This window comes from Mesorhizobium sp. CA7, assembly GCF_020165015.1.
In the GTDB taxonomy this organism is placed as follows: domain Bacteria; phylum Pseudomonadota; class Alphaproteobacteria; order Rhizobiales; family Rhizobiaceae; genus Mesorhizobium.
Window position 1 is genome coordinate 131,562 of the sequence record NZ_JAIUHH010000013.1, and the last position, 21,974, is coordinate 153,535.

Below are 21,974 nucleotides of genomic sequence, written 5' to 3' on the forward strand. Positions count from 1 at the left end.
TCAACGGCTCCTCGCTCCTGCAGTTGCCGCGATAGACTTGGGCTGCCCGGCTACGAGGCAAAGTGTGATCGAGAACCAAACGATCGGGTGGCGAATGACCAAATGCGGGAAGCCGAAGATGCCGATCGACAACGCAAGTGCCACCAGAGCGTCGAGCCTTGCACGCCAGGCAGAGATGGCCGCGAGGCCAAGGATCCACAACAGGGCGAGAACCGCTAGAATGCCTCCTTGAGTATACAAGTCCAGTAGCGTGCTGTGAGCCTCGAAAGGCAGGTCGATAAACTCCTTGGTCACGACAGATCTGTCGACATGTGGTCCCGGGCCGAGGCCCAGCGAAGCAGACCCCAACCCCTTGCCCAGAGCATTGGTCCAGATATTGATGCGCAGATTGGCTGTCTCGGCTGTCGCCTCACCACCCTCGCCTTTGGTCAGGCTCTTGGCGAAATTTTCAACAGTGCTCGTTTCCGCAAGCACATAGGGTGTTGCGGAGATTGCAAGAGGGACCAAAGCAAGCAACAGCAAAAGGCTGATTTGACGACCAAGAGTGACCCTTCCGCCAACCGCGACCCATCTCCGGACGCGCAACATCAGGAAAACCAAACCGGTTATCACTATTGTCAATAGATAGGTATCGCTCTTAGTCAATCGTCCGACGTACACTATGAGAACAATACTTACTATGCCAAATGTCCTGGCTATCTTATTACTTGTTGTCATTGAAAGGTATAGTGCAAGGGGACCGAACAGAGCGCAATAAAGTGCCAGTTGGTTTGGGTTGTCCGACCATCCTGTGAACCTGTCCCAAAACCAAGGGTTCACTCCGGACTGGTGGAGTAAGCCGAATCCAAGCGCCAGCTGGAAAACAAAACACGCGTTCGCAATGACGATCACCCACCACGCGGTGCGACGCAGATGGCGATCCGCCTGAGGATCAGCCGCAAGCAGACATGTAACGAATGCCAGCAACAGATAGGCAATCATGTCGTGAACCGGCGCGTCCATGTACTGAACGCTCGTAAGCATGCCGACAATCATGCCTAGCCCGAGAGCGAATGCCATGATCCCCCAGAGGGCGGCAAAAATCGACAGGGCCGGCGTGGCTTCAAGTCGACCACCGGCAAGTACGCGGCCAATCGAAATCAGTATCCAAACGGCCAACAACAATTCGCTGATTCCGAACGGCGCGCCTGGAATTTCGAGTTGCGATGCATAAGCCATTGCAACGCCGCCGGCCAACAGGACGTCTCGGATCATTGGCGCACCTCGCCCAACGGACCAAATGCGGCATTCTTTTCGGTCTGCGAGGCCTGAACTGAGGCGCCAACGGCTTTGGCATCAAGAATATGCCGGTAAAGATCGCAATACTGGGCGACCACCAGCGGCAGCGCGAAATGCTGCTTGACGAATTCGATGGAACGAGCGCCCATGGCCGCCCCGGTGGGGCGGTCTGCCAAGACTTGATTTATCCTGGAAGCAAATGCCTCGGCATCGCCAGGCGGAACCAGGTATCCGTTCCAACCGGGCTGGACCACTTCGTTGCAGCCCGGCATATCTGACGCCACGATAGGCAGCCCAGCCAATCCCGCCTCGAGCAGGACGCGTGGCACTCCCTCCCGATATTGTGTCGGAAAGGCAAACAAATCCGCCATGCCAAGAAGGGCAGGAACATCGCGCCGTGGACCCAGGGCAATGACATGAGGGGAATGGCGTTCGATTTCCGATTTGTCGACGGCGAACGGCCCCTCGGATTCCCATGGACCGACAAGCACGAAACGCGCATTCGGCCTTTTTTCAAGAACGCGGGGTACTGCCTTGAGCAGCGTTGGGATGCCCTTCTCGCGCGTCAGCCGGCCGACAAAAATGATCACTTCAGCCGATGACAGCCCGAGCTGCTCGCGCATCGCCTGCGATGACGGAGCGCTCTGTCTTGCCCTGGTAAAGCCATCGATGTCGATGCCGGAACTGCAGATCAGGCGACCAGTCCCGCGCCCGATGAGCCGGTAGCGCTCGAAGAACGCCTTGTCATCACGATTTTGGAAAACCGTGGCAGCCGTCCAGCGCGACGAAAGCCACTGCAGCCCCGAGAAGATCGGGCGCAGCGCCATGGCCCTCGGCTCACGGGAAGAAAACGTCCAGCCAAGACCATTGATGGTGCGGATGACCGGAACGGCCCCCCTTATCGCCAACGGCGTCAAGAGATTAGGCTTGGTATCAAAGCTCTGTACAATGTCCGGGCGCAGGTCCGAGATCAGTTTTCTGATCGTCCTTACGGCGCCTCCACTCCCGCTGGAAAATCGGTCGAAGCCGTAGCGTCGATGCGGAATGTCGTGCTGTGAAAATGCCGTATCCGAACTGCTCGACACCGCAGTGACTTGGAAGCCCTTCTGACGCAGCGACAGCAAAAACGGAATCCTGAAGGCGTGGTCCTCGCCTCCAACACACACAAGATGCGGATTCATGCTGTCTCCCCCGACCGCCCGTCAGACTTGGGTCGCGTGCACTGGTCAGCATTTCTTCGTGCTTCCATGATCCTGGTTCGCTACTCAGATACATGTTTTGCGCCAAGGTTCACGGTACGGGCAGGCTTGCCCAATGTCCTCGTCCGTTTGAATGAGCGGACCGATCTCGGGGTGCGCGCGGCTGCGTCGGAGCGCGAATTGAATGTCCATTTCGGCGAGGGGAATTCGGGGCTCGGCTGCCTCTGAGCCGGTGACAAGGCCTCAGCTTGAATTGCGTCGGTTCAACCGTTCCTCAAGTCCAAGTTCGGCGAACGCGGTTGATCGCAGAACCCCGGATCTGACGAGCTATCGACGAAGATACGTTCCTAGCAAAATGCCTAGAGGAAGAGAGCACCCAAGCGAAGTGTCCTTCGCTCGAAAAAAGGGAGTGCCTCGCACTGGGCACACCCGAGAAAATTTCAAGTTTTCCCAAAAAACCGGGAATTGATCCTGACAACCGTTTCCTTATTGCTGTGGTCTGTACCCAGCATCAATGATTCTACCGGTATCGGGTTGTTTTGGTTCCAGCAGCGTTTCGCTCGCCGCATCGTCGGTCTTTGTGGCCTGAAGGTTGAGTAACGGAATCGTGTTATCCCCGGCTAATTTGATGCATCATCGAACACCGAAATTCGATCCAAATCACTGTAAGATTAGGCCTTTTTGGTGCTGGTAAAGTACTCGATCAATCATTCTATCAACATATTTCCGTATTTGATTTGGCGCTAATGTACCCTCTCGGTTAGGCAGGGGTGGGGCGCTTATCAATCAGAAGAAGGATGTTCGCATGGCTACCATGCATTACGCCTATGGCGCCCCCGCCTCCGGCGCCATAGCTAATGGCTTCAACTTGATCGACCTTCAGTACGCGTCATCGGTCAACGCGCTGCCTGACGGCACCAAGGCTTTGATATATCTCAACGAAAGCAGCGGGGTGACCCAGTCTTTCATAGACAAGGTGACGCCCCTCCTCGGCAATTCCAAGGTTTTTGGCTTTTATCTCACTGACGAGCCTGACCCCACGGGCAAATACCACACACAGGTCAGCGCTGCGAATCTGAAGGCTGAATCCGACTGGATTCACTCTCATTTCCCGGGTGCGAAAACCTTCATTACGCTGATGGACATGGGGTCGTTCACGGCCTCCGATTATACCAACACGTACAATCCCGCCAACACGGGGATCGACTATTACGGGCTCGATCCCTACCCCGTGCGCTCGACCGCGGTCGACTTCAACTACATCGACAGAGCCGTCGCTGCAGCGGAGAAGGCGGGCATTCCGCAGAGTGCGATCATTCCTGTGTTCCAGACGTTTGGCGGCGGCGGGTGGTCGACCAATACGGGCGGGTCTTATGTGATGCCTACCACCGCCCAGGAACAGACCATCATGGACCATTGGGCAAAGCTCGTCCCGTCGCCAGCCTTTGACATGGCCTATAAGTGGTCCTCGCAAAATGGCGAGACCTCGCTTGGCAACACGTCGTCGATGCAGGCGTTTTTCCTGGATCACAACACCCATACCAGCACCAGCACCAGCACCAACACCAGTACTGGTAGTAGCACTGGCACCAGTAGCGGCACGACAACCCCACCTCCCGTCACGGCCCCGATCGCCGACATAAAAGGCACCAGCGGCAACGACGTTTTACGCCCGGCCGACAACGCCGCACACACGATGGCGGGCTATGGGGGCAATGACGACTTCTATGTCAACAATGCCGCCAGCAAGGTGGTCGAGGCCGCTGGCCAGGGCCAGGACAGGGTGTGGACGTCGGTGAGTTATGCGCTTGCTGCCGGCTCGTCGATTGAGGTCCTCGGTACCCAGAAGGATGCCGGCACGACGGCAATCAATTTGACCGGCAACGAACTGCGTCAGCACATCATCGGAAATGCCGGCGACAACGTCATAAAGAGCGGCGGCGGCGGCGATTGGCTGACCGGCAATGGCGGCCACGACACCTTCGTTTTCAACAGCACCCTCAGCAAGAGCAATGTTGCCACGGTTACCGACTTCAGCCCGTCTGTGGACAAGATCCACTTGGATGACGCTGTCTTCAAAGGGCTCAGCGTTGGGGCGCTCGCAAGCAGTGCTTTCTATACCGGTACCGCCGCTCACGACAGCACCGATCATATCGTCTACAACAGCACGACCGGAGCGCTCTACTTTGACAGTGACGGCGCAGGCGGCGCGGCTCAGATTCAGTTCGCCGCCCTTTCCCCGCATCTTGCGGTTACGGCGAGCTCGTTCGCTGTGGTCTAGGACGGGCACGCTCTGGCGGTCTAGCGCAGACGCGTACCTGCCATAAGATCGCCGTCGATAGGAGCCTGCAAGCTCCGCAAAGCAGGGCATTACCGGCGACAATGTTCGCCGGTAATGCCTACTCCACCGTCACCGACTTCGTCAGATTGCGCGACTGGTCGACGTCGGCGCCCATGAAGACGGCGCTGAAATAGCCAGCATCTGGATCTGCAGCGCATAGATGATTGCATGGATGCCACCACTATACTGGCTTGGCAGCAGCTCCGCCTCGAAGCTGGTCCATCGATCGAACAGATGAAGCCGAATTTTTCCGTACAGCCTAAAAAGGAGACCGGTGCGGGGCGATTTGGTGGATAGTTGGAGCATGCCGACGAGTTTAACGTGCGGGTATGGCGCAGCGGTTCGAGCCGCGCAATCCATCAAGTCGGAACCCGTCGCGCCAACAGCTTGGTCGCCAAAGTTCACACGCATCAGCAATCTGTGCATATCGGCGTTGCTCATGATGCTGATCTGCAGCCAATCGGCGCTGTCTGCGAGTGGAAACGGCAAGACGCTTCACTACACCTCCGGTGGGCCGGGCGCTGCAATCGCGAGCGCGGGCTTCGACCTCGCCGATGTACAATCCGTAGAGCAACTCAATGCCTTGCCGCCAGGGATGAAGGGGTTGATATGGCTAAATGAATCCAGCGGCGTGACGCCACGCTTCATCGCCAAGGTGAGGCCATTTATCGGCAATCCGCGGCTGTTCGGTTTTCGCCTCTGCGATGAGCCGGACATCACCGGCAAATACCATTCTCCAGCAGTTAGTCCGGCGGCCCTGAAGGCCGAGGCCGAGTGGATCAGAGCCAATGTCCCCGGGGCAGTTACATTTGTTACTTTGATGGACATGGGGTCTTTCGAAGCCCCCGCTTTCATGAATACCTTTAATCCCGCCAACACGGGGATTGATCTTTTCGGCCTGGATCCATATCCGGTCCGCGGCAAAGCTTTCGATTTGGACTTCATCGATCGAACGGTCGAGGCAGCCGTTGCCGCGGGCATTCCTCTCGACAGGATTGTGCCCGTATACCAGGCGTTCGGCGGCGGCAATTGGAAGACCCGTACCGGAGCGGCTGCGGACGTCTATGTACTGCCGACACCGGACCAGGCAAAGCAGATCTTCGCGCGCTGGGCCACCTACTCTCCGGCTCCTGTATTCGACTTTGCCTATGCCTGGGGTTCACAAAACGGAGACACCAAGCTAGGCAGCGCCAGCCCTGAGGCGCTCGAACTTCGCTTGGCGTTCAAAGCGCACAACACGGCGCCGTAGCAACTGCCGCGATCATTTCACCGAAGATACCCCAGCTGTGCAGAACGCAGATCCCCATTGCTGCGCATTAGCCATTCAACAGCTAGAGCAATTCCAGGAAAAGTGTGAGCGGTTTCCGTCCGGAATTGCGTAAAAACAAAGAGATAGGGCGTTTCGCCGTTTCCGTGAAACGGTGAAACGCACTAGCCGAACAGACGATGAACTTGGCCGTTCAGCTGTATGCCGAGTCCTCGGCTGCGAAACTTATTGACGATTGACCTCTTCTCTTGCCAGCGACGCTTCTCAGCTTGGCGCCCGTGGAACCAAAGGACACCGCCAGCAAGAAGACAACATACGCCAATGCCGAATATGAAGAGAGGATCGCCCTGTTCGCCGCCACCAAAGAATATCGCCGAGACGATAAACACACCGCCCGCGAGCGCGCCGACCCAGGCTGCTATGCCGCATCTGGAAAGCCCATCGTGCTGGCCGCAAAGAAAGCGGTAGCGCTCAGCGAGGCGCGCTTCGTCTTCGCTCAGATTTAGCGCGCAGTCTCCGTTGGCTTCATGCAGCATATTTCACCCCCTGCTTTCTTGCATACGGGGTATCGGCGACAAATGTTTCATTCAAGCGAGGGACAAGTTGCAATTTTTCGCACCGTTATGATGCCGTCGCGATGCAATGTGCAATAACTGGGTCAGCGGCAATGCTGAGCGTGGCTGGGCCGCTCTACGGAAGTCGCGACAATCCGTATGGCACTTTACTTGGCCGTGATTCAGGGGCGGTGTTATTGAGAGCGGTCCTTCATTCGCACGGCGGAGGCTCCATCGAGATTTGTTATAACAACATCAGCCGGCGCCCTGTATCTAGTCCGTGCCCCCGCCGGTCAGGCCCGGCCCGTGGGCTCCCCCGTTCTCGTGCCGGGCCGCTCGCTTATTGAGCAGCGAATACGCAACACCGGGCCGATTTCTCAAAGGTCGACCAGGCGCGGCGGTTCAACCAACGCCACTCCAGCGGGCGAGTTGTCGAGCCGCCTTTCGCGGTCCGGCTTGCGATCAGCCAAACGCCGCTGAGTGCTTTTCGAACAACGCCAATTTGTCGGCATACCCGATGCGGTTCGCAGCTCCGCAGCCCTCGCATTTGAAGGTCGAGATCACCTTGAACCACGACCCTTTCCTTTTGAAGGCATGGTTACATTCCAAGCACTTGAATTCCAAGTCGGCATCATTCAGCGCCGCGGACAGGGGCATCGCTCACCTCCAAAGACGTGTTCCTCATTCGCAATCATGCTGCCCGAAGACTATGAGCAAGATCACATGTTGATGCTGGGCCTGTTGCGGCTTGATGACAGGACCTCAGTCCCAATCGGCGTGCCCGCTGGCGATTGATGCCGCTCTCCTATCGCCCGATCAGCGTCAGCCCGAAAAGGATGGCGAGCCAAAGCCCGGTTGCCGCGACGGCGAGCCGCGGCAAGGTGCCTGTCAGATGCATGAACAGCAGGGCGATCAGGACCGCCTTGGCGGCCGCGATCGCCAGGTTGAGGGCGACATTGAAGCCGCCGAGAGCGAGGAAGGAGGAAGCCACCGTCAGCGCCAGCAGCGCGAGCAGCCCGAGATAGCCGAAGGTGAGTTTGCGCAATTCGCTCATCGGTTGATCAGGTAGAGAACGGGGAACATGAACACCCAGATGACGTCGACGAAGTGCCAGTAGAGGCCGACAGCAACCACCCGGCGCAGGCGGCTGGCAGGGCTGGCGGGCCGCCAGAGCGCGATCATGCCAGCGATGACGACGATGCCGCCGATCAGGTGCAGCGCATGCAGCGAGGTCATCGCGAAATAGAGGCCGAAGAAAAGCTGGGCGTGCATGGGATCCGGTCCTGCATAGCGGAACGGCAGGCCGAGAAGCGGGGCCAGTCCTTCGCTGATCTCCTTGCCGTATTCGATCCCCTTCACAACCAGGAAGCAGACACCCAGCACCGAGGTCGCGGCCAACGCCCAAATTGTCGCGCGCCAACGTCTCTGCAGCGTGAACCTGTGCGCCAGCGCCATGGTGAAGCTGCTGGTGAGCAGCACGGCCGTGTTGAAGGTGCCGAGCGGCAGCGAAAGATGCTTGGAAGCCGCCGCGAAGGCGGGGCCGAAATCGATATGGGCGACGAGGAAGACCAGGAAAATCGCGCCGAACAGCATCGCCTCGGAGCCGATGAACACCCACATCGCAAAATTGTCGGCGCGCCATTCGCGCTGGGGCGTGTCGAAAGCGATGCTTTCGGTGCCGCTCATCGCGCCGCTCCCTCCCGGTGCGGGCTGAAGCGCTCGTGCTCGAGCCCCTTCATGTCGTAGGCATAGGCCGGTCGCGTCACGACCGGCATGGTTTCGAAATTATGTGGTGGCGGCGGCGAGCTCGTCTGCCATTCGAGCCCCGTGGCGTTCCACGGATTGTCGGGCGCGCGGGCGCCGCGAGACAGCGACCAGCCGAGGTAGAACAAGGGCATCAGATAGCCGATCGCCAGCACCACCGCGCCGCCCGAGGACAACACATTCCAGAACTGGAACTCCGGCGGATAGGTATGATAGCGCCGGGGCATGCCGTCGAAGCCCAGCACATATTGCGGGAAGAAGGTCAGATTGAAGCCGACGAAAGTGACGGTGGCCGCTATACGCCCCGCGGTTTCCGAATACGTGCGGCCGGTCAATTTCGGCCACCAGAAATGCAGGCCCGCCATGTAGGCCGTCACCATGCCGCCGACCATGATGTAGTGGAAATGCGCGATGACGAAGTAGGTGTCGTGGACATGCACGTCGACCGCCAGCGCCGCAAGGAACAGCCCCGCCAGCCCGCCGAAGGTGAACAGCGCCAGGAAGAACAGCGCATAGAGCATCGGCGTCTCGAAGCTGATCTCGCCCTTGCGCAGCGTCAGGCTCCAGTTGAAAACCTTGATCGCCGACGGGATCGCGACGCAGAAGGACAGGAACGAGAACACCACGCCGGCATAGGCCGACTGTCCGCTGACGAACATATGGTGGCCCCAGACCAGGAAGCCGAAGACGGCGATCGCCATCGACGACATCGCCACCGCCTTATAGCCGAACAGCGGCCGGCGGCTGAAGCAGGGCAGCACCTCCGAAACCACACCCATGCCGGGCAGGATCATGATGTAGACGGCCGGGTGCGAGTAGAACCAGAAGAGATGCTGGAAGAGCAGCGGATCGCCGCCGAGATCGGGATTGAAGATGCCGATGCCGAACACGCGCTCCAGCACGATCAGGATCAGCGATGCGGCGAGCACCGGCGTTGCCAGCACCATCACCAGGCTGGTGGCGTAGAGGGTCCAGACGAAAATCGGCAGTCGGAACCAGGTGAGCCCCGGCGCGCGTAGCGTGTGAACCGTGACGATGAAATTGATGCCGGTCATGATCGTCGAGAAGCCGACAATGAAGACGCCGAAGGCCGCGGTCGAGACGAAGCCGTTGGCATAAAGCGTCGACAGCGGCGTGTAGAAGGTCCAGCCGGTATCGACGCCGCCGGCCACCACCGCAAACAGCGCGAACAGGCTGCCGAAAATGAAGACGTACCAGCTGGCGAGGTTGAGCCGCGGGAAAGCGAGATCGCGCGCGCCGATCATCAGCGGCAAAAGGAAATTGCCCATGGTCGCCGGGATCGACGGCACCAGGAAGAACCAGACCATGATGATGCCGTGCAGCGAGAACAGCCTGTTGTAGACATCGTCGGAGACGAGGTCGCCTGCCGGTGTCGCCAGCTCGATCCGCATCAGCACCGCCATGGCGCCGCCCAGGAAGAAGAAAGCCGTCAGCGAAATGAGATAGAGCCATGCGACGCGCTTGTGGTCGGTGGTCAGCAACCACGCGCGAGGCCCGCTCCCCTCTCCCAGGTAAGTGCCAGGCATCGCCGCGTTGGTCATGGCTTGGCTCCGGCCGTTGGTTGAGGCGAAAGCGACTTCAGATAGGCGAGCAGCATCTGCAGCTCGCCTTCATCGATCAGTCCGTCGAAGCTCGGCATGACCGGCTCGTAGCTTGCGGCGATCTCCTTCTTCGGGTTGAGGATGGAGTCGCGCAAATAGCGCTCGTCGGCGATCACCGTCTGCTGATTGTCGAGCGCCACCGGCCGGCCGAAGATGCCGTCAAGTGACGGCGCCCTCACCTTGCTGCTCGCGCCATGGCAGCCGGAGCAGCCCAGCGCGCGAAACAGTTTCTCGCCGCTTCCGGCAAGCGTCTCGCCTCCGCCCTGGCTGTTCAGCCACGCGGCATATTGCTCGGGCGCCATCACGGTCACCCAGCCGCCCATTTCGGAATGCTGAGTGCCGCAATATTGGGCGCAGAACAGGTGGTAGCGGCCGGGCTCGGTGGCAATGAACCAGATATGGGTCGTGCGTCCAGGCACCGCGTCCTGCTTGATGCGAAAGGCCGGCACGTAGAAGGAGTGGATAACGTCCTGCGAGGCGAGCGACACGACAATCGGTTTGCCGACCGGAACGTGCAGCTCGTTGATCTCGCGCTGGCCGCCGGGTTGCCTGAACTCCCACATCCATTGTTTGCCCAGCCCGGTGATCTCGAGCGCGTCCGCCGGCGGATGATCGCGGCGAACGAAAAGCACTGCGCCCCAGCCGAAGAAGATGAAGGCGATGACCAGGCTGGCGACGGTCCAGCTCATCTCCAGCCACAGGGTACGGGAACGCTGTCCGGTGCGATCCGCCGGCGACCCGACGCGGTATTTCACCGCGTAGCCGACAACCAGCCCGGTGAGCGCCAGCCCGAGCACGGCTGAGAAAACGAGCAGCGTGTAGAACAGCGCATCGACATGGCCGGCTTCCGACGAGGCTTCCTGTGGGAAGAAGGGAACGCCGAAGCTCACCTTGCCCTCCCGCGCGTTTGCCAGAGCACCGCCGCGGCGAGGCCGAGCACCGTGGCCAGGCTTGCCACTTTCAGCGCCGCCCAGATAGCTGGGGTGTACTGGCCCTTCGAACTGTCGAATCCTGCGCAGAGCAGGAAGATGTGATCCGCGATGGAGCCGAGTTTGTTGGCCGATGCCTCGACCAGTGCAAGCTCAAGATCGCGCGGCGTGAATGTCAGCGCAGGCAATACCTGTGAAATTCGGCCGGAAGGCGTCAGCGCAATGACCGCGATCGGATGCACGAACTGATCGATACTCTTACGTCGGTCGAAAGTGATGCCGGCCTCGTTGGCCAGCGCTGCACCGGCGCCATCACTGCTTGTCAGGAACCGCCAGGCGGACAGTCCCGTCGGACCGGCGGCGGACGCGATTTCGGCTTGCGCCTCTGCGGCGTCGGCGGACGTCTCATCGGGGTCGATCGAGATGAACAACGCGCGATAATCTGCAGGGCGAAGCGATGTCTTCTTCAGGTCGGACGCGACGGCCTGTTGGGTGACGCCGCAAAGGTTCGGGCATTTATCATAGCCGAAGATGACAAGCGCCGGACGTCCGCCAAGCGTCTCGCCAAGCGTCAGCTTCCGGCCGCTTGTATCGACCAATTCTCGCTCAAGGCTGAGCTGCGCGGCGGGCTTTGGATCGAAGCTCGGTCGCTCGGCGGCAAGGGCCGTGCCGGCAACGAGCAGACAAAGCGCAGCCAACAAGCTTTTCATCGCCCTGCCCCGCTTTGCTGTTGGCAATTCCGGGCCCGCGGCGCACGGGGAACCGCCGCCGTGAGCAGGGCGCAATCAGGCTCCGTGGCCACTGCCGTCGGTCGCGACCAATCCGGCAGGCCGTGGCTGACCACCGCCCACATGGCGTCGTCGATCGGGATGCGCGCGATGCCGGCGTTGCGATCCACCCAGCCAAGGGTCTTGAGCTGGCGATCCTCCTCGGCGCGGAACGCGGTCAGATCCTGTTGCGGCGTGGTCTGCAGATCCGGGTTTTCGGGACTGGTGTTGGCTGACAGCGGCAGCCAGGTCGGCGCGGTGTTGAAGATGAACTTCACGCCGATCGCGGCTAAAGCAATGAACAGCAACAGCCCGCCGCCGAAAGCGAGCAGCACACGCGGCTGGACATCGCGCGTCTCGGGGTGACGGTGCGCCTTAGCCATGGGCGATCTCGCGCTTCCACCAGACGATCTTGTCCGGTCGGCGGAGCAGGAAGAGGAACAGCGCGAGCCACAGCCCGCCCACTCCAATCCAGGCGGCCGCATCATGCCACAATGCCGGGACGCCGCCGGAAAAGAGTGGCGGGCGGATACGCCAGAACACATCGGCGAAATGGCCTGCCAAGGCAATTCCGGCGAACCAGACCAGGCCGGCGTGGCTGCGCTTCAGTCTTCGGCTGAGCAGGCCTGCGAAAGCCGAGACGTGCAAGGCAATCAGCAGCCAAAGAAGATATAGCCAGCCGCCCGCGGAGCGCATGCCGTACCAGCGGATCTCGTCGGGCAAGTCGCCGCCCCAGACGACGACCCACTGCATGAACATGAGATAGATCCAGGTCAGCACGAAGCCGAGCAGCATGTTGGCAAGATCTTCGCTGAGCGCGACGTCTTCCTCGCCGCCGGGCATGACTTCCACTGCCCGCCTTGCCGCCAGCACCAGGACGGCAACTGCGAATGCCCCGACCACCTCGGCCGAAGCTTCGCAAAGCGCATAGATGGTCGAGGTGAATTCAGGCTCGAGCGACAGCATCCAGTCGATGGCAAAGACGCTGACGGCAAGCGCGTGGAGAACGAGGCCAAGGGCGAATTTCTTGCCGTTGCGTTCATTCGAATTGGCCGGGGCGTCGGTCGTGCCGAGCACTATCCAGGTAAGGACGAGCCAGATCGCCGCGCAAACCGCAAAGCGCAGCAGGAAGAACGGCAGGTTGAGATAGACAAGCTTTTCATGGACAGTCTCCTGCAGTTTCGCTGTGTCGGCGCCGGCCCACGGAAAGACGAGGTCGAGCCTTATCAGGACGGGCACCAGGGAAACCAACGCCAGCGGCAGCAGGGCCGTCATGGTGCGGAGCGGCTGGCGGACCGCTTCTCCCCAGCGCCCGCCGGTCAGCCCGTGCACCATCAGTATGGTCAGCGCGCCGAGCGGCAGGCTGAGCGCGAAGAGAATTGCGGGGAGCCAGGCGCTCAGCATCGCCTTGGCATCGAGCGATACGCCCAGACCGCAGACGACAAGTCCTACGGCGCCCGCCGACAGAAAGCCTTGCTCGACGCGGCTCATGGCGATGCCTCCGCTTCGAGCCGCGCACGCAGGCTTTGCGGAAGCTCGGCGACCGGAGCGTCGCGCGAATATTGCAGCGCACGGATATAGCCGACGATCGCCCAGCGGTCCTGCGGCGGCACCCTGGCCGCATAAGAATACATGGCGCCGTAGCCGTTGGTGATGACGTCGTAGAAGTGACGGTCCGAGGCCTTGCGCAGCGCATCCTGATGGTAGCTTGGCGGCGCCGGAAAGCCGCGCTGGACGATCATGCCGTGACCATCGCCGGTGCGGCCGTGACAGGGCGAGCAGAAGATGTCGAAACGCTGCTGCCCGTGCTGCAGCAGCTCGATCGTGATCGGATAGGGGATTTTGTCCGGGACCGGCGTCAGATCGGCGTCGTGCGCGACAGTACCCGTCACGGGTGTCCGCGCCGACATGCCGTCGGCGAACTGGTTGCTGGCCTCCAGCGGATCGTAGCGCGGCTGGTCCTCCATATCCTGCCGGCAGCCGGCGACGGCCAGCGCACCCAACATTAGCGTGAGGCCGAGGCGGCTCACGCCTCGACCTCCTCGACGAGCTCGGCGCCGAGCCGCGTCAGTTGGCCCTTGGTCACGCCTTTGCGGTATTTGGGATCGGCCGCTTCGATCAGCAGATAGAACTTGCCGCCGCGCGCGTAGCTGAAGCTCTTGGCGTCGAAGACCGGATGGTGATAGCGGGGCAACCCGTTGGCCGCGAGCACGCCCAGGAACCCCGCGAAGGCAGCGCCCAGAATGCCGGCCTCGAAAGCGATGATGGCAAAAGGCGGCCAGGAATGCAGCGGCCGGCCACCGACATTGATGGGATAGTCGACTTCGACAGAGTACCAGATCAGAGCATAAACGAGAGCCGCGCCGGCAATGCCGCCGGCGAGCACGGCCCAGGGCAGGCGCGTCTTCGGTATCTCCAATATCCCTTCCAGTTCCTTCATCGGGAACGGCGAGAACGCATCCATGCGCCGATAGCCGCGCTCGCGCATGCCGCGCGCCGCCGCGATGAGCGCTTCGGGACCGGCAAACACCGCCATGAGGCCGTAGAGGCTCATCGGATCTTGCCCTCCTCTTCTGCCAGTTCCTCGACCTCGAAGATGGTGATCGCCGGCAGGATGCGGATGAACAGGAAGACGAGGGCAAAGAAGGTCCCGATCGAGCCGAACAGGATGCCGAAATCGAGCCAGGCCAGCGACTGCTCGCCCCAGGCAGACGGCAGGTAATCGCGGCTCGGCCCCGTCACGACGATGATGTAGCGCTCGATCCACATGCCGACATTGATGGCGACGGCGATCGCGAACAGCAGCGGCATGTTGCGGCGGATGCGTCTGAACCACAGCAATTGCAGCACGCCGCAGTTCAGGCTCAGCATTATCCAGAACAGCGGCGCATAGGGACCCAGCGCACGCTGCGCCATCATGGTTCGCTCGTAGGGCTCGCCCGAATACCAGGCGAAGAATGCTTCCGAGAGATAGCCATAGGCGACGACCATGCCGGCGGCGATCATCAGCTTGGCGGCATTGTCCATATGCCTGAGCGTGATCAGGTCCTTGACCGAGAAGGCCCACCGCAATGGAATGGCGATGGTGAGCACCATGGCGAAGCCGGAGAGCAGCGCGCCGGCGACGAAATAGGGCGGGAAGATCGTCGAGTGATAGCCCGGCGTGATCGCGAAGGTGAAGTCGAGCGAAACGATCGAATGAACCGAAACGACCAGCGGCGTGGCGAGCGCCGCGAGCAGGAAATAGACGACCTGGTAGCGCGCCCAATGATAGGCAGAGCCGCGCCAGCCGAGCGCCAATATGCCGTAGAAGAGCTGCGCCGGTCTCGACCTGGCACGGTCGCGCAGCACTGCAAGGTCCGGCAGCAGCCCCATATACCAGAACAGCAGCGAGACGGTCGCGTAGGTGGCGATTGCCGCGAAGTCCCAGACCAGCGGGCTTCGCCATTGCGGCCAGTGCATATGCACATTGGGCAGCGGCAGCAGCCAGTAGAAGAACCACGGTCGCCCAAGATGCAGGATGGGAAACAGGCCGGCCATGGCGACGGCAAACAGCGTCATGGCCTCGGCGAAGCGGTTGATCGAGGCGCGCCAGGGTTGGCGCAGCAGCAACAGCACCGCCGAGATCAGCGTGCCGGCATGACCGATGCCGATCCACCAGACGAAATTGGAGATCATCGTGCCCCAGACCACCGGCATGTTGATACCGAGGCCGCCGACGCCGACCGCGATGAGATAGGTGATCGAATAGAGCAGCAGCAAAACCAGCAGGAAGCAGAGCAGGAACGCTGTCCAGAAATGGCGCGGCAGGCGGCCGTTGAGCACAATGGAGCCGATGCGGCCGCTGATCTCGGGAAAATCGTGACGGCCGCGCAGGACAGCCGGGCTGTTCGCGCTCGCTTCAGCCATCGGTCGCCTCGCCCGGCTTGGCAAGCTTGCCGTTCGGATTGGAGATCTTGCCGAGATAGGTGGTGCGCGGCCGTGTGTTCAGTTCCTCCAGCAGCGCGTAATTCTGCGGCGCGCTTTTCTCGCGAACGACCTTTGCATCTTTCTTGTTGCGGTCGCCGAAGGTGATGGCCTGGGTCGGGCAGGCCTGCTGACAGGCGGTGACCACTTCGCCATCGGCGATGTCGCGGTTCTCGATCTGCGCCTGGATGCGCTTGGCGCTGATGCGCTGGACGCAATAGGTGCATTTCTCCATCACACCGCGCGAGCGTATGCTGACATTGGGGTTATGGGCGCCCTGCTCCGGACCTGCGTCGTCCTTGTCGAAGGATTGATGATCGAGGAAGTTGAAGCGCCGCACCTTGTAGGGGCAATTCTGCGAGCAGTAGCGCGTGCCGATGCAGCGGTTATAGACCTGCGCATTCAGCCCATCATGCGTGTGCACGGTGGCGTTGACCGGGCACACCACTTCGCAAGGCGCCTTCTCGCAATGCATGCAAGGGACCGGCTGGAAAAAAGTGTCGGGCGCATCGAGCGGTCCGGCATAGTAGCGATCGACCCGCAGCCAGTGCATCTCGTGGCCGCGCTCGCATTCCTCGGGCCCGACCGGCGCGATGTTGTTCTCCGCCTGGCAGGCCGAGACGCAGGCCATGCAGCCGATGCAGGCCGAGAGGTCGATCGCCATCGCCCAGGCTTCCTGGTCGTAAGGCCAGTCGGGATAGAGCGATTCCGTCGGCGCCGGCGGCGCATTCTTGCGCACGAAATCCGGGTTCTGTCGGAATGCATCGAGAGACGCGTGGCGCACGATGGCGCGGCCTTCCATCGCCTGGTGATGCTGCGTGGTGATGACGCGCATGCTGTTCTTGCGGGGCGCGATGGCCGCGCCGGTCGCGAACCATTCCGAACCACGGCGCAAGTGGAAGGCGTCGTAGCCTTGCGATAGCGCAGCAACGGAACCGACCTTTCGCCCGAAGCCGAAGGACAGCGTTATCGTCTCGTCCGGATGACCAGGCACGATCCAGGCTGGTGCATCGACATCCGCCCCATTGGAGGCGACATTGACGACCTCGCCATTCCCGATCTTCAGTCGCTTGGCGGTGGCGGGCGAGACGAGCGCAGCGTTGCCCCACACAATCTTCGTCAAGGGTCGCGGCAGTTCCTGCAGCCATGAGGCGTTGGCAAAACGGCCGTCGCGCAACCAGGGGTCCGCGACGAAGCGGATATCGATGCCGTTGCCTGCCTTTGCTGCCGACTTCAGTCCCGCCAGGTCCGGCGGCACTGTGACGGATACCGGCTTGGCAGCACTGTCCGCCATGACGCCGTCGCGCAGAGCCTTTCTCCAGGCATCGTCATCGAGTTGCGTCCAATGCTGCCGGATAAGCGAAAGCGGATCGGCCTCGAACCCGCCGCCAAGCACGGCAAGAAGCTGATGCGCGCTCTTGCCGTCGTAAAGCGGCTTGATCAGCGGCTGGACCAGGGAGGTGCTGCCGTCATAGGCGCGGATGTCGCTCCAACTCTCGAGCTCATGCGTCGCCGGCACATGCCAGTGCGCCAGGAAAGCGGTCTCGTCGCGATAGAGGCCGTGATGGACTAGCAGCTTCAAACTGGAGAACGCCTTGCGCACATCGAGGCCTGCCGGCGCGGTGTGCAGCGGGTTTGCGCCCAGTGCCACGACCGTATCGATCGCCTCGTGGCCAATCGCTTGGCACATCGCCTCCAGGTCGCCATCGACATGCAGCGCATCCGGCGCCTCGATCAGCTCGACCGTGTTGCCAAGCGCGCCAAGCTTCGCACTGGCGGCAAGTGCGACCGCATGAACGAAGGCGCTCTGCTGCGCTCCGGCAATGACCAGCGCATCGCGGCCTGCCGCTTTCAGATCGTCGACCAGCACCGTCATCAAGGCCTGGTCGATCGAGCCGGAAGCTCCGGTTTGGCCGGTCAACGCCGCGTTCAATCCGGCAGCTACGGCTTCGACGTCGCTTGGCTTGATCGCGAGCCGGTGGTCGGCGGCGGCTCCGGTGATTGTCGGCGTCGACTCCACCGCATAAAGCCGGCTCATCCGGTCGGACGGATCGCGTACACGTCGCCGCGCGGCAAAGTCGCGCGCATAAGCGAGCCGTCCCGGTCCTTCGCCGAGGAAATCGGCGTCGAGGCTGACGATCGCATCGGCCCGATCAAAGCGATAGATCGGCGTCAGCGCCGACCCGAACAGGGCACGCGACGCCTCCATCGCGGCCGGCATCGCCAACGGATCATGGCGATAGAGTTTCAGCCTCGGATAGCGTGTCCGCAGCGCATCCAGCTGCGCCGCGAGCGTCGGCGAGGTGGTCGCTTCAACCAGCAACGCCCCGCCCTGCCCTTGCGATGCCGTCCATCGCGAAACGAGCCCCGTCATTGTCTTCAGGAAATCGCCGTAAGATGCCGGCTGGCCATCCTTGAGCGGCGTGCGTGAACGGTCCGGGTCGAACAGCGTCAGCACGGCTGCCTGCATCACCGCGTCGGTGGCGCCGCGCGAGGCCGGATGGTCGGGATTGCCTTCGATCTTGGTCGGCCGCCCTTCATGGCTTTCGACGATGGCGCCGATACCGAAGCCGTCACTCGACAGCGTCGTCGCATAGTAGACAGGCTTGCCTGGGACCAGGATTTCCGGCTGGCGCACATAGGGCACGATGTTTTCCGCCCTGCTGCAGGCAGCCAGCCCGGCAAGCGACAGCGAGGCGCCCATCAGCTTCAGCAGCGTGCGCCGGTTCGGCTTTGCCGGCAGGCGTTCCGCAATTGCCGGGAACTCGGCCTCGACGAAGCGGCGGAAATCGGCAGCGCCGGCGATCTCGTCGAGGCTGCGCCACATTTCACCGCCATGCGCCAGCCGCTTGCGCAGAGCCTCGATGTCGATGGCGGAACCAGGCCTGTCAGCGATGGCAGACATAGCAATCCGTCATCGTCTCGGGATGGATGTCGAGCACGCCGATCAGCTGCCGCCTGATCTCAGCGATGTCCGCGGGCGGCTGCCAGTGCATCAGGAACACGTCCTGCAGGGGACGTAAATTCGGCTCCGGGTTGCGATGACAGCCGAGGCACCACTCCATGCTCAGTGTGCGCGCCCGCATCGTCAGCGGCATCTGGTCGACCTCGCCATGGCAGGTCTCGCAGGCGACGCCCTTGTTGACGTGGATCGCATGATTGAAGAAGACAAAATCCGGCACGCTGTTGACGCGCTGCCATTCGATCGGCTTGCCGCCGGCCAGGCTTGCACGCACCGGCGCCAGCATGCCGGCATTGGTGAAAAGCTGCGAATGGCAGGTCATGCAGACCTCGGTCGCCGGCAAACCCGCCGAAGACGAGGTCTCGACGCCATTGTGACAATAACGGCAGTCGATGCCGAGCTGGCCGACATGGTGCTTGTGACTGAACGGCACCGGCTGCGCCAATGGCTCACCTACTCCCGTTACCAGGTCCGAACGGGGAAGGATTGTCCCGATCGCGGCTGCGATCAACAGAACCGCACAACTTCCCCAGATGACAAAGCGCGCAACGCCATTGGCGTTTTTCGAGAAGATTTGCGGCATCCCCTCGCCGATTCTGCTGAAGGCAAACCCAGAGTTGACGCCCCCTAACGGTGCTTTCGCCGCCAAGGTTCCGCGCCCGCGTCGGAATCACAGAATGGTGACTGCAACCGGGAACAGGTCGCGGATTCAATCCGCAACCACCGCCGCTCCCATGCGTTCGGCGGCCACCACTTCACGGAAACCAAGGTCGGCACGAAGTCATCGCCCACGCCGACCAGGTGACAGAGATCGGCCACCCGGGCTAAAGACTTCAGCGCTTCAGGTCGTTGCGACGCCGCCCCGTCGGCTGTGACGGACCGCCCTTCCGCTCCGCCGGCCGCCGGCTTCGGCGCTTGGCGAGGAAATACATCCAGATCAGAATGAGGATCAGAGGGATACCCGCGATGGGCAGCATCCACACCCCAAGGTGAAACATGGGTTTCGCCCTATTAGAGAAAATGCGCATGCATCGCAGGCATGCTCAAGCGAGCAACTGCTCGATCCTGATCGGCAAATCGCGGATGCGTTTGCCGGTGGCATGGTAGACTGCGCTGGCAACAGCCGCGGCCGTGCCGACATTGCCCAGTTCGCCCAAGCCCTTCACGCCGGCCGGGTTGACCGCGTGGTCGACCTCCGGGACCAGGATCACCTGCAGGTCCTTGATGTCGGCATTCACCGGCACGAGATAGTCCTGCAGGTCGCGGTTGACATAGCGGGCATAGCGGCTGTCGACTTCCGTCGCTTCATGCAGCGCCTGGCCGATGCCCCAGATCATGCCGCCCATCAGTTGGCTGCGCGCGGTGCGCGTGTTCATGATGCGGCCGGCCGCGAACGCGCCGACGATGCGCGGCACGCGGATCTCCCTCGTGTAGCGGTTGATGCGGACTTCGACGAACTCGGCGCCGAAGGCGTATTTCACCGAATCCTCATCCTGCTCGCCACCGTGGAATTCCGGCATGCCGGCATAGAGCTTCTTCAGCGCTTCGGGCGTCGCACCCTTGGGCGCGAACTCGGCATATTCCTCGATTGCGCCAACCTGCATGGTCTTCAGGACATCTTCGACCTTTGCCGAAGCGCCGCCCTTGGCCACGATCTTTCCGTCGGCGAGGTCGAGTTCCTCGTTGTGAGAGCCCGCCAGCGGCCCGCCCTCGGCGGTCGCGCCGGCATAGAGCTTGGCGCGGATGGCATCGCAGGCCTTCAGCACTGCCGAGCAGACGCTCGCGGTGGAGATCGAGCCCCCCGAGACAGGAGCGGGAGGCAGGCTGCTGTCGCCCATTTCGACGCTGATCCGATCGATGCTGACGCCGAGGCGTTCCGACGCCATCTGACCGGCGACGGTGCGCACGCCGGTTCCGATCTCATGCGAACCGCATTGCAGCCGCACATCGCCATCGACGGTCAGGCGCACCCGTGCCGCGCATGGCGCGACTGCGGTTGGATAAATCGCCGTCGCGCAGCCCATGCCGACCAGCCAGTCGCCGTCGCGCATCGCTCCCACTTTCGGGTCCCGCTTCGCCCAGCCAAAAGCCTCGGCCGCTTGGTCATAGCACTGGATCAGCGAGCGGCTGGAGAACGGCTTCTTGCCGATCGGCTCTGTCTTCGGTTCATTGATCCGGCGGAATTCCACCGGGTCCATGCCGAGCGCTACCGCCATTTCGTCCATGGCGTTTTCCAGCGCATAGACATAAGGCGTCTCGGGCGGCGAGCGCATATAGCCGGGCGTGTTGCGGTCCGCCTGCACCAGCGAGACATGTGTCAGCACAGAACCGTAAGCATACATGCGGCCGGTTGCCGACGTGCCGCCCACGACATAGGAGTCCGGCCGCGAGGTGACCTCCCAGCCTTCATGCGCGAAAGCAGTGATGCGGCCGTCCTTGCCGGCGCCGATCCGGATGCGGTGCCTTGTCTCCGCCCTATAGGTCTGGGTGCCGAAGGCCTGCATCCGGCTGGTCACGCAACGCACCGGTCGGCCGAGCCGCCTGGCGGCAACCGCGACGATGGCGGTGCGCGGCGTCATCGGTCCCTTGGAACCGAAGGCGCCGCCGATGAAGGGGCTGACGATGCGCACCTTAGCGGGATCGATCTTCAATTGCCTGGCAAGCTCGACCTTCCAGCCGGTCACGTTTTGCGACGGCTCGTGGACGATCAGTTGGTCGCCCTCCCAGAAGGCGGTGGTTGAGAACAGCTCGATCGGATTGTGGTGCTGCGTGGGCGTCGAATAGCGCGCGTCGATCTTCACCGCGGCCTCTCGATAGGCGGCATCGAAGTCGCCGGCCTTCACGTCTTCCTTGAACAGAGGACTCTTGCCGGCGGCGGGAATGGTCGCCGCGCCCGGACTGTCGAAGCTCGCCGTGGGCGTCTCCGCATCATACTCGGCGCGGATCAACTGCGCCGCCTCTTCGGCGGCTTCGAATGTCTCGGCAACCGCGAGCGCGATGATCTGGCCGTCATGGAAGATCGTCCGGTCATGCAGCGGCCCGATCGAGGTGGCGCCGGAATTGCCGAATTTCGGCTTCTCGACAATGTCCATATCGCCGTAAGTGACGATGTCGAGCAACCCGGGCACGGCATGGGCGTCGTCGAGATGAAGCTTGGCTACCTTGCCCTTGGCAATACTGCTGGTGGCCAGCGCGCCGTAGGCGATGTTGGCGGTCGGCAGGTCGGCTGGGTAATGCGCCTGTCCGGTGACCTTAAGCCGTGCATCGACGCGCGGCAGCGGTTGGCCCTGGTTCTCTTTCGGTCTCGGAGCGGCAGTGTCCATGG

19 protein-coding genes are annotated in these 21,974 nt (G+C 61.8%); 2 read left to right on the forward strand and 17 right to left on the reverse strand.

Features of this window, described 5'->3' with window-relative positions; translation table 11 throughout:
* Both LB552_RS21200 and LB552_RS21205 read right to left on the reverse strand, forming a co-directional pair.
* Positions 1–1,254, reverse strand: coding sequence for an O-antigen ligase family protein (locus LB552_RS21200; RefSeq protein WP_224609984.1), 1,254 nt, complete (start codon positions 1,252–1,254; stop codon positions 1–3).
* A complete protein-coding gene (locus LB552_RS21205; RefSeq protein ID WP_224609986.1) occupies positions 1,251–2,459 on the reverse strand; it encodes a glycosyltransferase family 4 protein in 1,209 nt (402 codons plus the stop codon). Before LB552_RS21205 ends, LB552_RS21200 begins: the two co-directional genes overlap by 4 nt.
* A gap of 823 nt (positions 2,460–3,282) precedes the next feature.
* On the opposite strand from LB552_RS21205, the gene LB552_RS21210 reads away from it, so the two are divergent.
* Positions 3,283–4,758, forward strand: a complete 1,476-nt coding sequence (locus LB552_RS21210; RefSeq protein ID WP_095768659.1) for a calcium-binding protein — start codon at positions 3,283–3,285, stop codon at positions 4,756–4,758.
* A gap of 141 nt (positions 4,759–4,899) precedes the next feature.
* Here LB552_RS21210 and LB552_RS21215 read toward each other — a convergent pair whose 3' ends face one another.
* Positions 4,900–5,259, reverse strand: a complete 360-nt coding sequence (locus LB552_RS21215) for a hypothetical protein (protein WP_095768658.1) — start codon at positions 5,257–5,259, stop codon at positions 4,900–4,902.
* Here LB552_RS21215 and LB552_RS21220 point away from each other — a divergent pair.
* Entirely contained in the window at positions 5,258–6,067 is an 810-nt protein-coding gene (locus LB552_RS21220) for a hypothetical protein (RefSeq protein WP_224609988.1), read from the forward strand. The two genes, LB552_RS21215 and LB552_RS21220, sit on opposite strands and share 2 nt — an antisense overlap.
* 182 nt (positions 6,068–6,249) lie before the next feature.
* Here LB552_RS21220 and LB552_RS21225 read toward each other — a convergent pair whose 3' ends face one another.
* The 14 genes from LB552_RS21225 to LB552_RS21290 form a co-directional block, all read right to left on the reverse strand.
* A complete protein-coding gene (locus tag LB552_RS21225; protein ID WP_224548623.1) occupies positions 6,250–6,621 on the reverse strand; it encodes a hypothetical protein in 372 nt (123 codons plus the stop codon).
* Between the two features lie 823 nt (positions 6,622–7,444).
* Positions 7,445–7,693 carry a cytochrome C oxidase subunit IV family protein gene (locus LB552_RS21230; protein ID WP_224609990.1) on the reverse strand — a complete coding sequence of 83 codons (249 nt, stop codon included), beginning with the start codon at positions 7,691–7,693 and terminating at the stop codon, positions 7,445–7,447.
* Positions 7,690–8,325, reverse strand: coding sequence for a cytochrome c oxidase subunit 3 (locus LB552_RS21235; protein WP_224609992.1), 636 nt, complete (start codon positions 8,323–8,325; stop codon positions 7,690–7,692). The genes LB552_RS21230 and LB552_RS21235 overlap by 4 nt, the downstream gene beginning before the upstream one ends.
* On the reverse strand, positions 8,322–9,965 hold the full coding sequence (gene ctaD, locus LB552_RS21240) for a cytochrome c oxidase subunit I (protein ID WP_224609994.1): 1,644 nt from the start codon (positions 9,963–9,965) through the stop codon (positions 8,322–8,324). Before ctaD ends, LB552_RS21235 begins: the two co-directional genes overlap by 4 nt.
* A complete protein-coding gene (gene coxB, locus LB552_RS21245) occupies positions 9,962–10,915 on the reverse strand; it encodes a cytochrome c oxidase subunit II (RefSeq protein ID WP_224609996.1) in 954 nt (317 codons plus the stop codon). The genes ctaD and coxB overlap by 4 nt, the downstream gene beginning before the upstream one ends.
* The gene (locus tag LB552_RS21250; protein WP_224609997.1) at positions 10,912–11,739 is read right to left on the reverse strand and encodes an SCO family protein; all 828 of its coding nucleotides are present in this window, start codon (positions 11,737–11,739) and stop codon (positions 10,912–10,914) included. Before LB552_RS21250 ends, coxB begins: the two co-directional genes overlap by 4 nt.
* Positions 11,661–12,104: a hypothetical protein gene (locus LB552_RS21255; RefSeq protein ID WP_224609999.1), complete on the reverse strand. Its 444-nt coding sequence runs from the start codon at positions 12,102–12,104 to the stop codon at positions 11,661–11,663. The genes LB552_RS21250 and LB552_RS21255 overlap by 79 nt, the downstream gene beginning before the upstream one ends.
* Positions 12,097–13,212: a hypothetical protein gene (locus tag LB552_RS21260; RefSeq protein ID WP_224610001.1), complete on the reverse strand. Its 1,116-nt coding sequence runs from the start codon at positions 13,210–13,212 to the stop codon at positions 12,097–12,099. Before LB552_RS21260 ends, LB552_RS21255 begins: the two co-directional genes overlap by 8 nt.
* Positions 13,209–13,751 (reverse strand): c-type cytochrome, encoded by a 543-nt coding sequence (locus tag LB552_RS21265; RefSeq protein WP_224610003.1) that lies wholly within the window; start codon positions 13,749–13,751, stop codon positions 13,209–13,211. Before LB552_RS21265 ends, LB552_RS21260 begins: the two co-directional genes overlap by 4 nt.
* Positions 13,748–14,275: a DUF3341 domain-containing protein gene (locus tag LB552_RS21270; RefSeq protein ID WP_224610005.1), complete on the reverse strand. Its 528-nt coding sequence runs from the start codon at positions 14,273–14,275 to the stop codon at positions 13,748–13,750. Before LB552_RS21270 ends, LB552_RS21265 begins: the two co-directional genes overlap by 4 nt.
* Positions 14,272–15,630 (reverse strand): NrfD/PsrC family molybdoenzyme membrane anchor subunit, encoded by a 1,359-nt coding sequence (gene nrfD / locus LB552_RS21275; RefSeq protein WP_224610007.1) that lies wholly within the window; start codon positions 15,628–15,630, stop codon positions 14,272–14,274. Before nrfD ends, LB552_RS21270 begins: the two co-directional genes overlap by 4 nt.
* Positions 15,623–18,592, reverse strand: a complete 2,970-nt coding sequence (locus tag LB552_RS21280; RefSeq protein WP_224610009.1) for a TAT-variant-translocated molybdopterin oxidoreductase — start codon at positions 18,590–18,592, stop codon at positions 15,623–15,625. The genes nrfD and LB552_RS21280 overlap by 8 nt, the downstream gene beginning before the upstream one ends.
* The gene (locus LB552_RS21285) at positions 18,576–19,232 is read right to left on the reverse strand and encodes a cytochrome c3 family protein (protein ID WP_411966393.1); all 657 of its coding nucleotides are present in this window, start codon (positions 19,230–19,232) and stop codon (positions 18,576–18,578) included. Before LB552_RS21285 ends, LB552_RS21280 begins: the two co-directional genes overlap by 17 nt.
* 460 nt (positions 19,233–19,692) lie before the next feature.
* Positions 19,693–21,972, reverse strand: coding sequence for a xanthine dehydrogenase family protein molybdopterin-binding subunit (locus LB552_RS21290; protein ID WP_224610013.1), 2,280 nt, complete (start codon positions 21,970–21,972; stop codon positions 19,693–19,695).
* Positions 21,973–21,974: the final 2 nt, after the last annotated feature.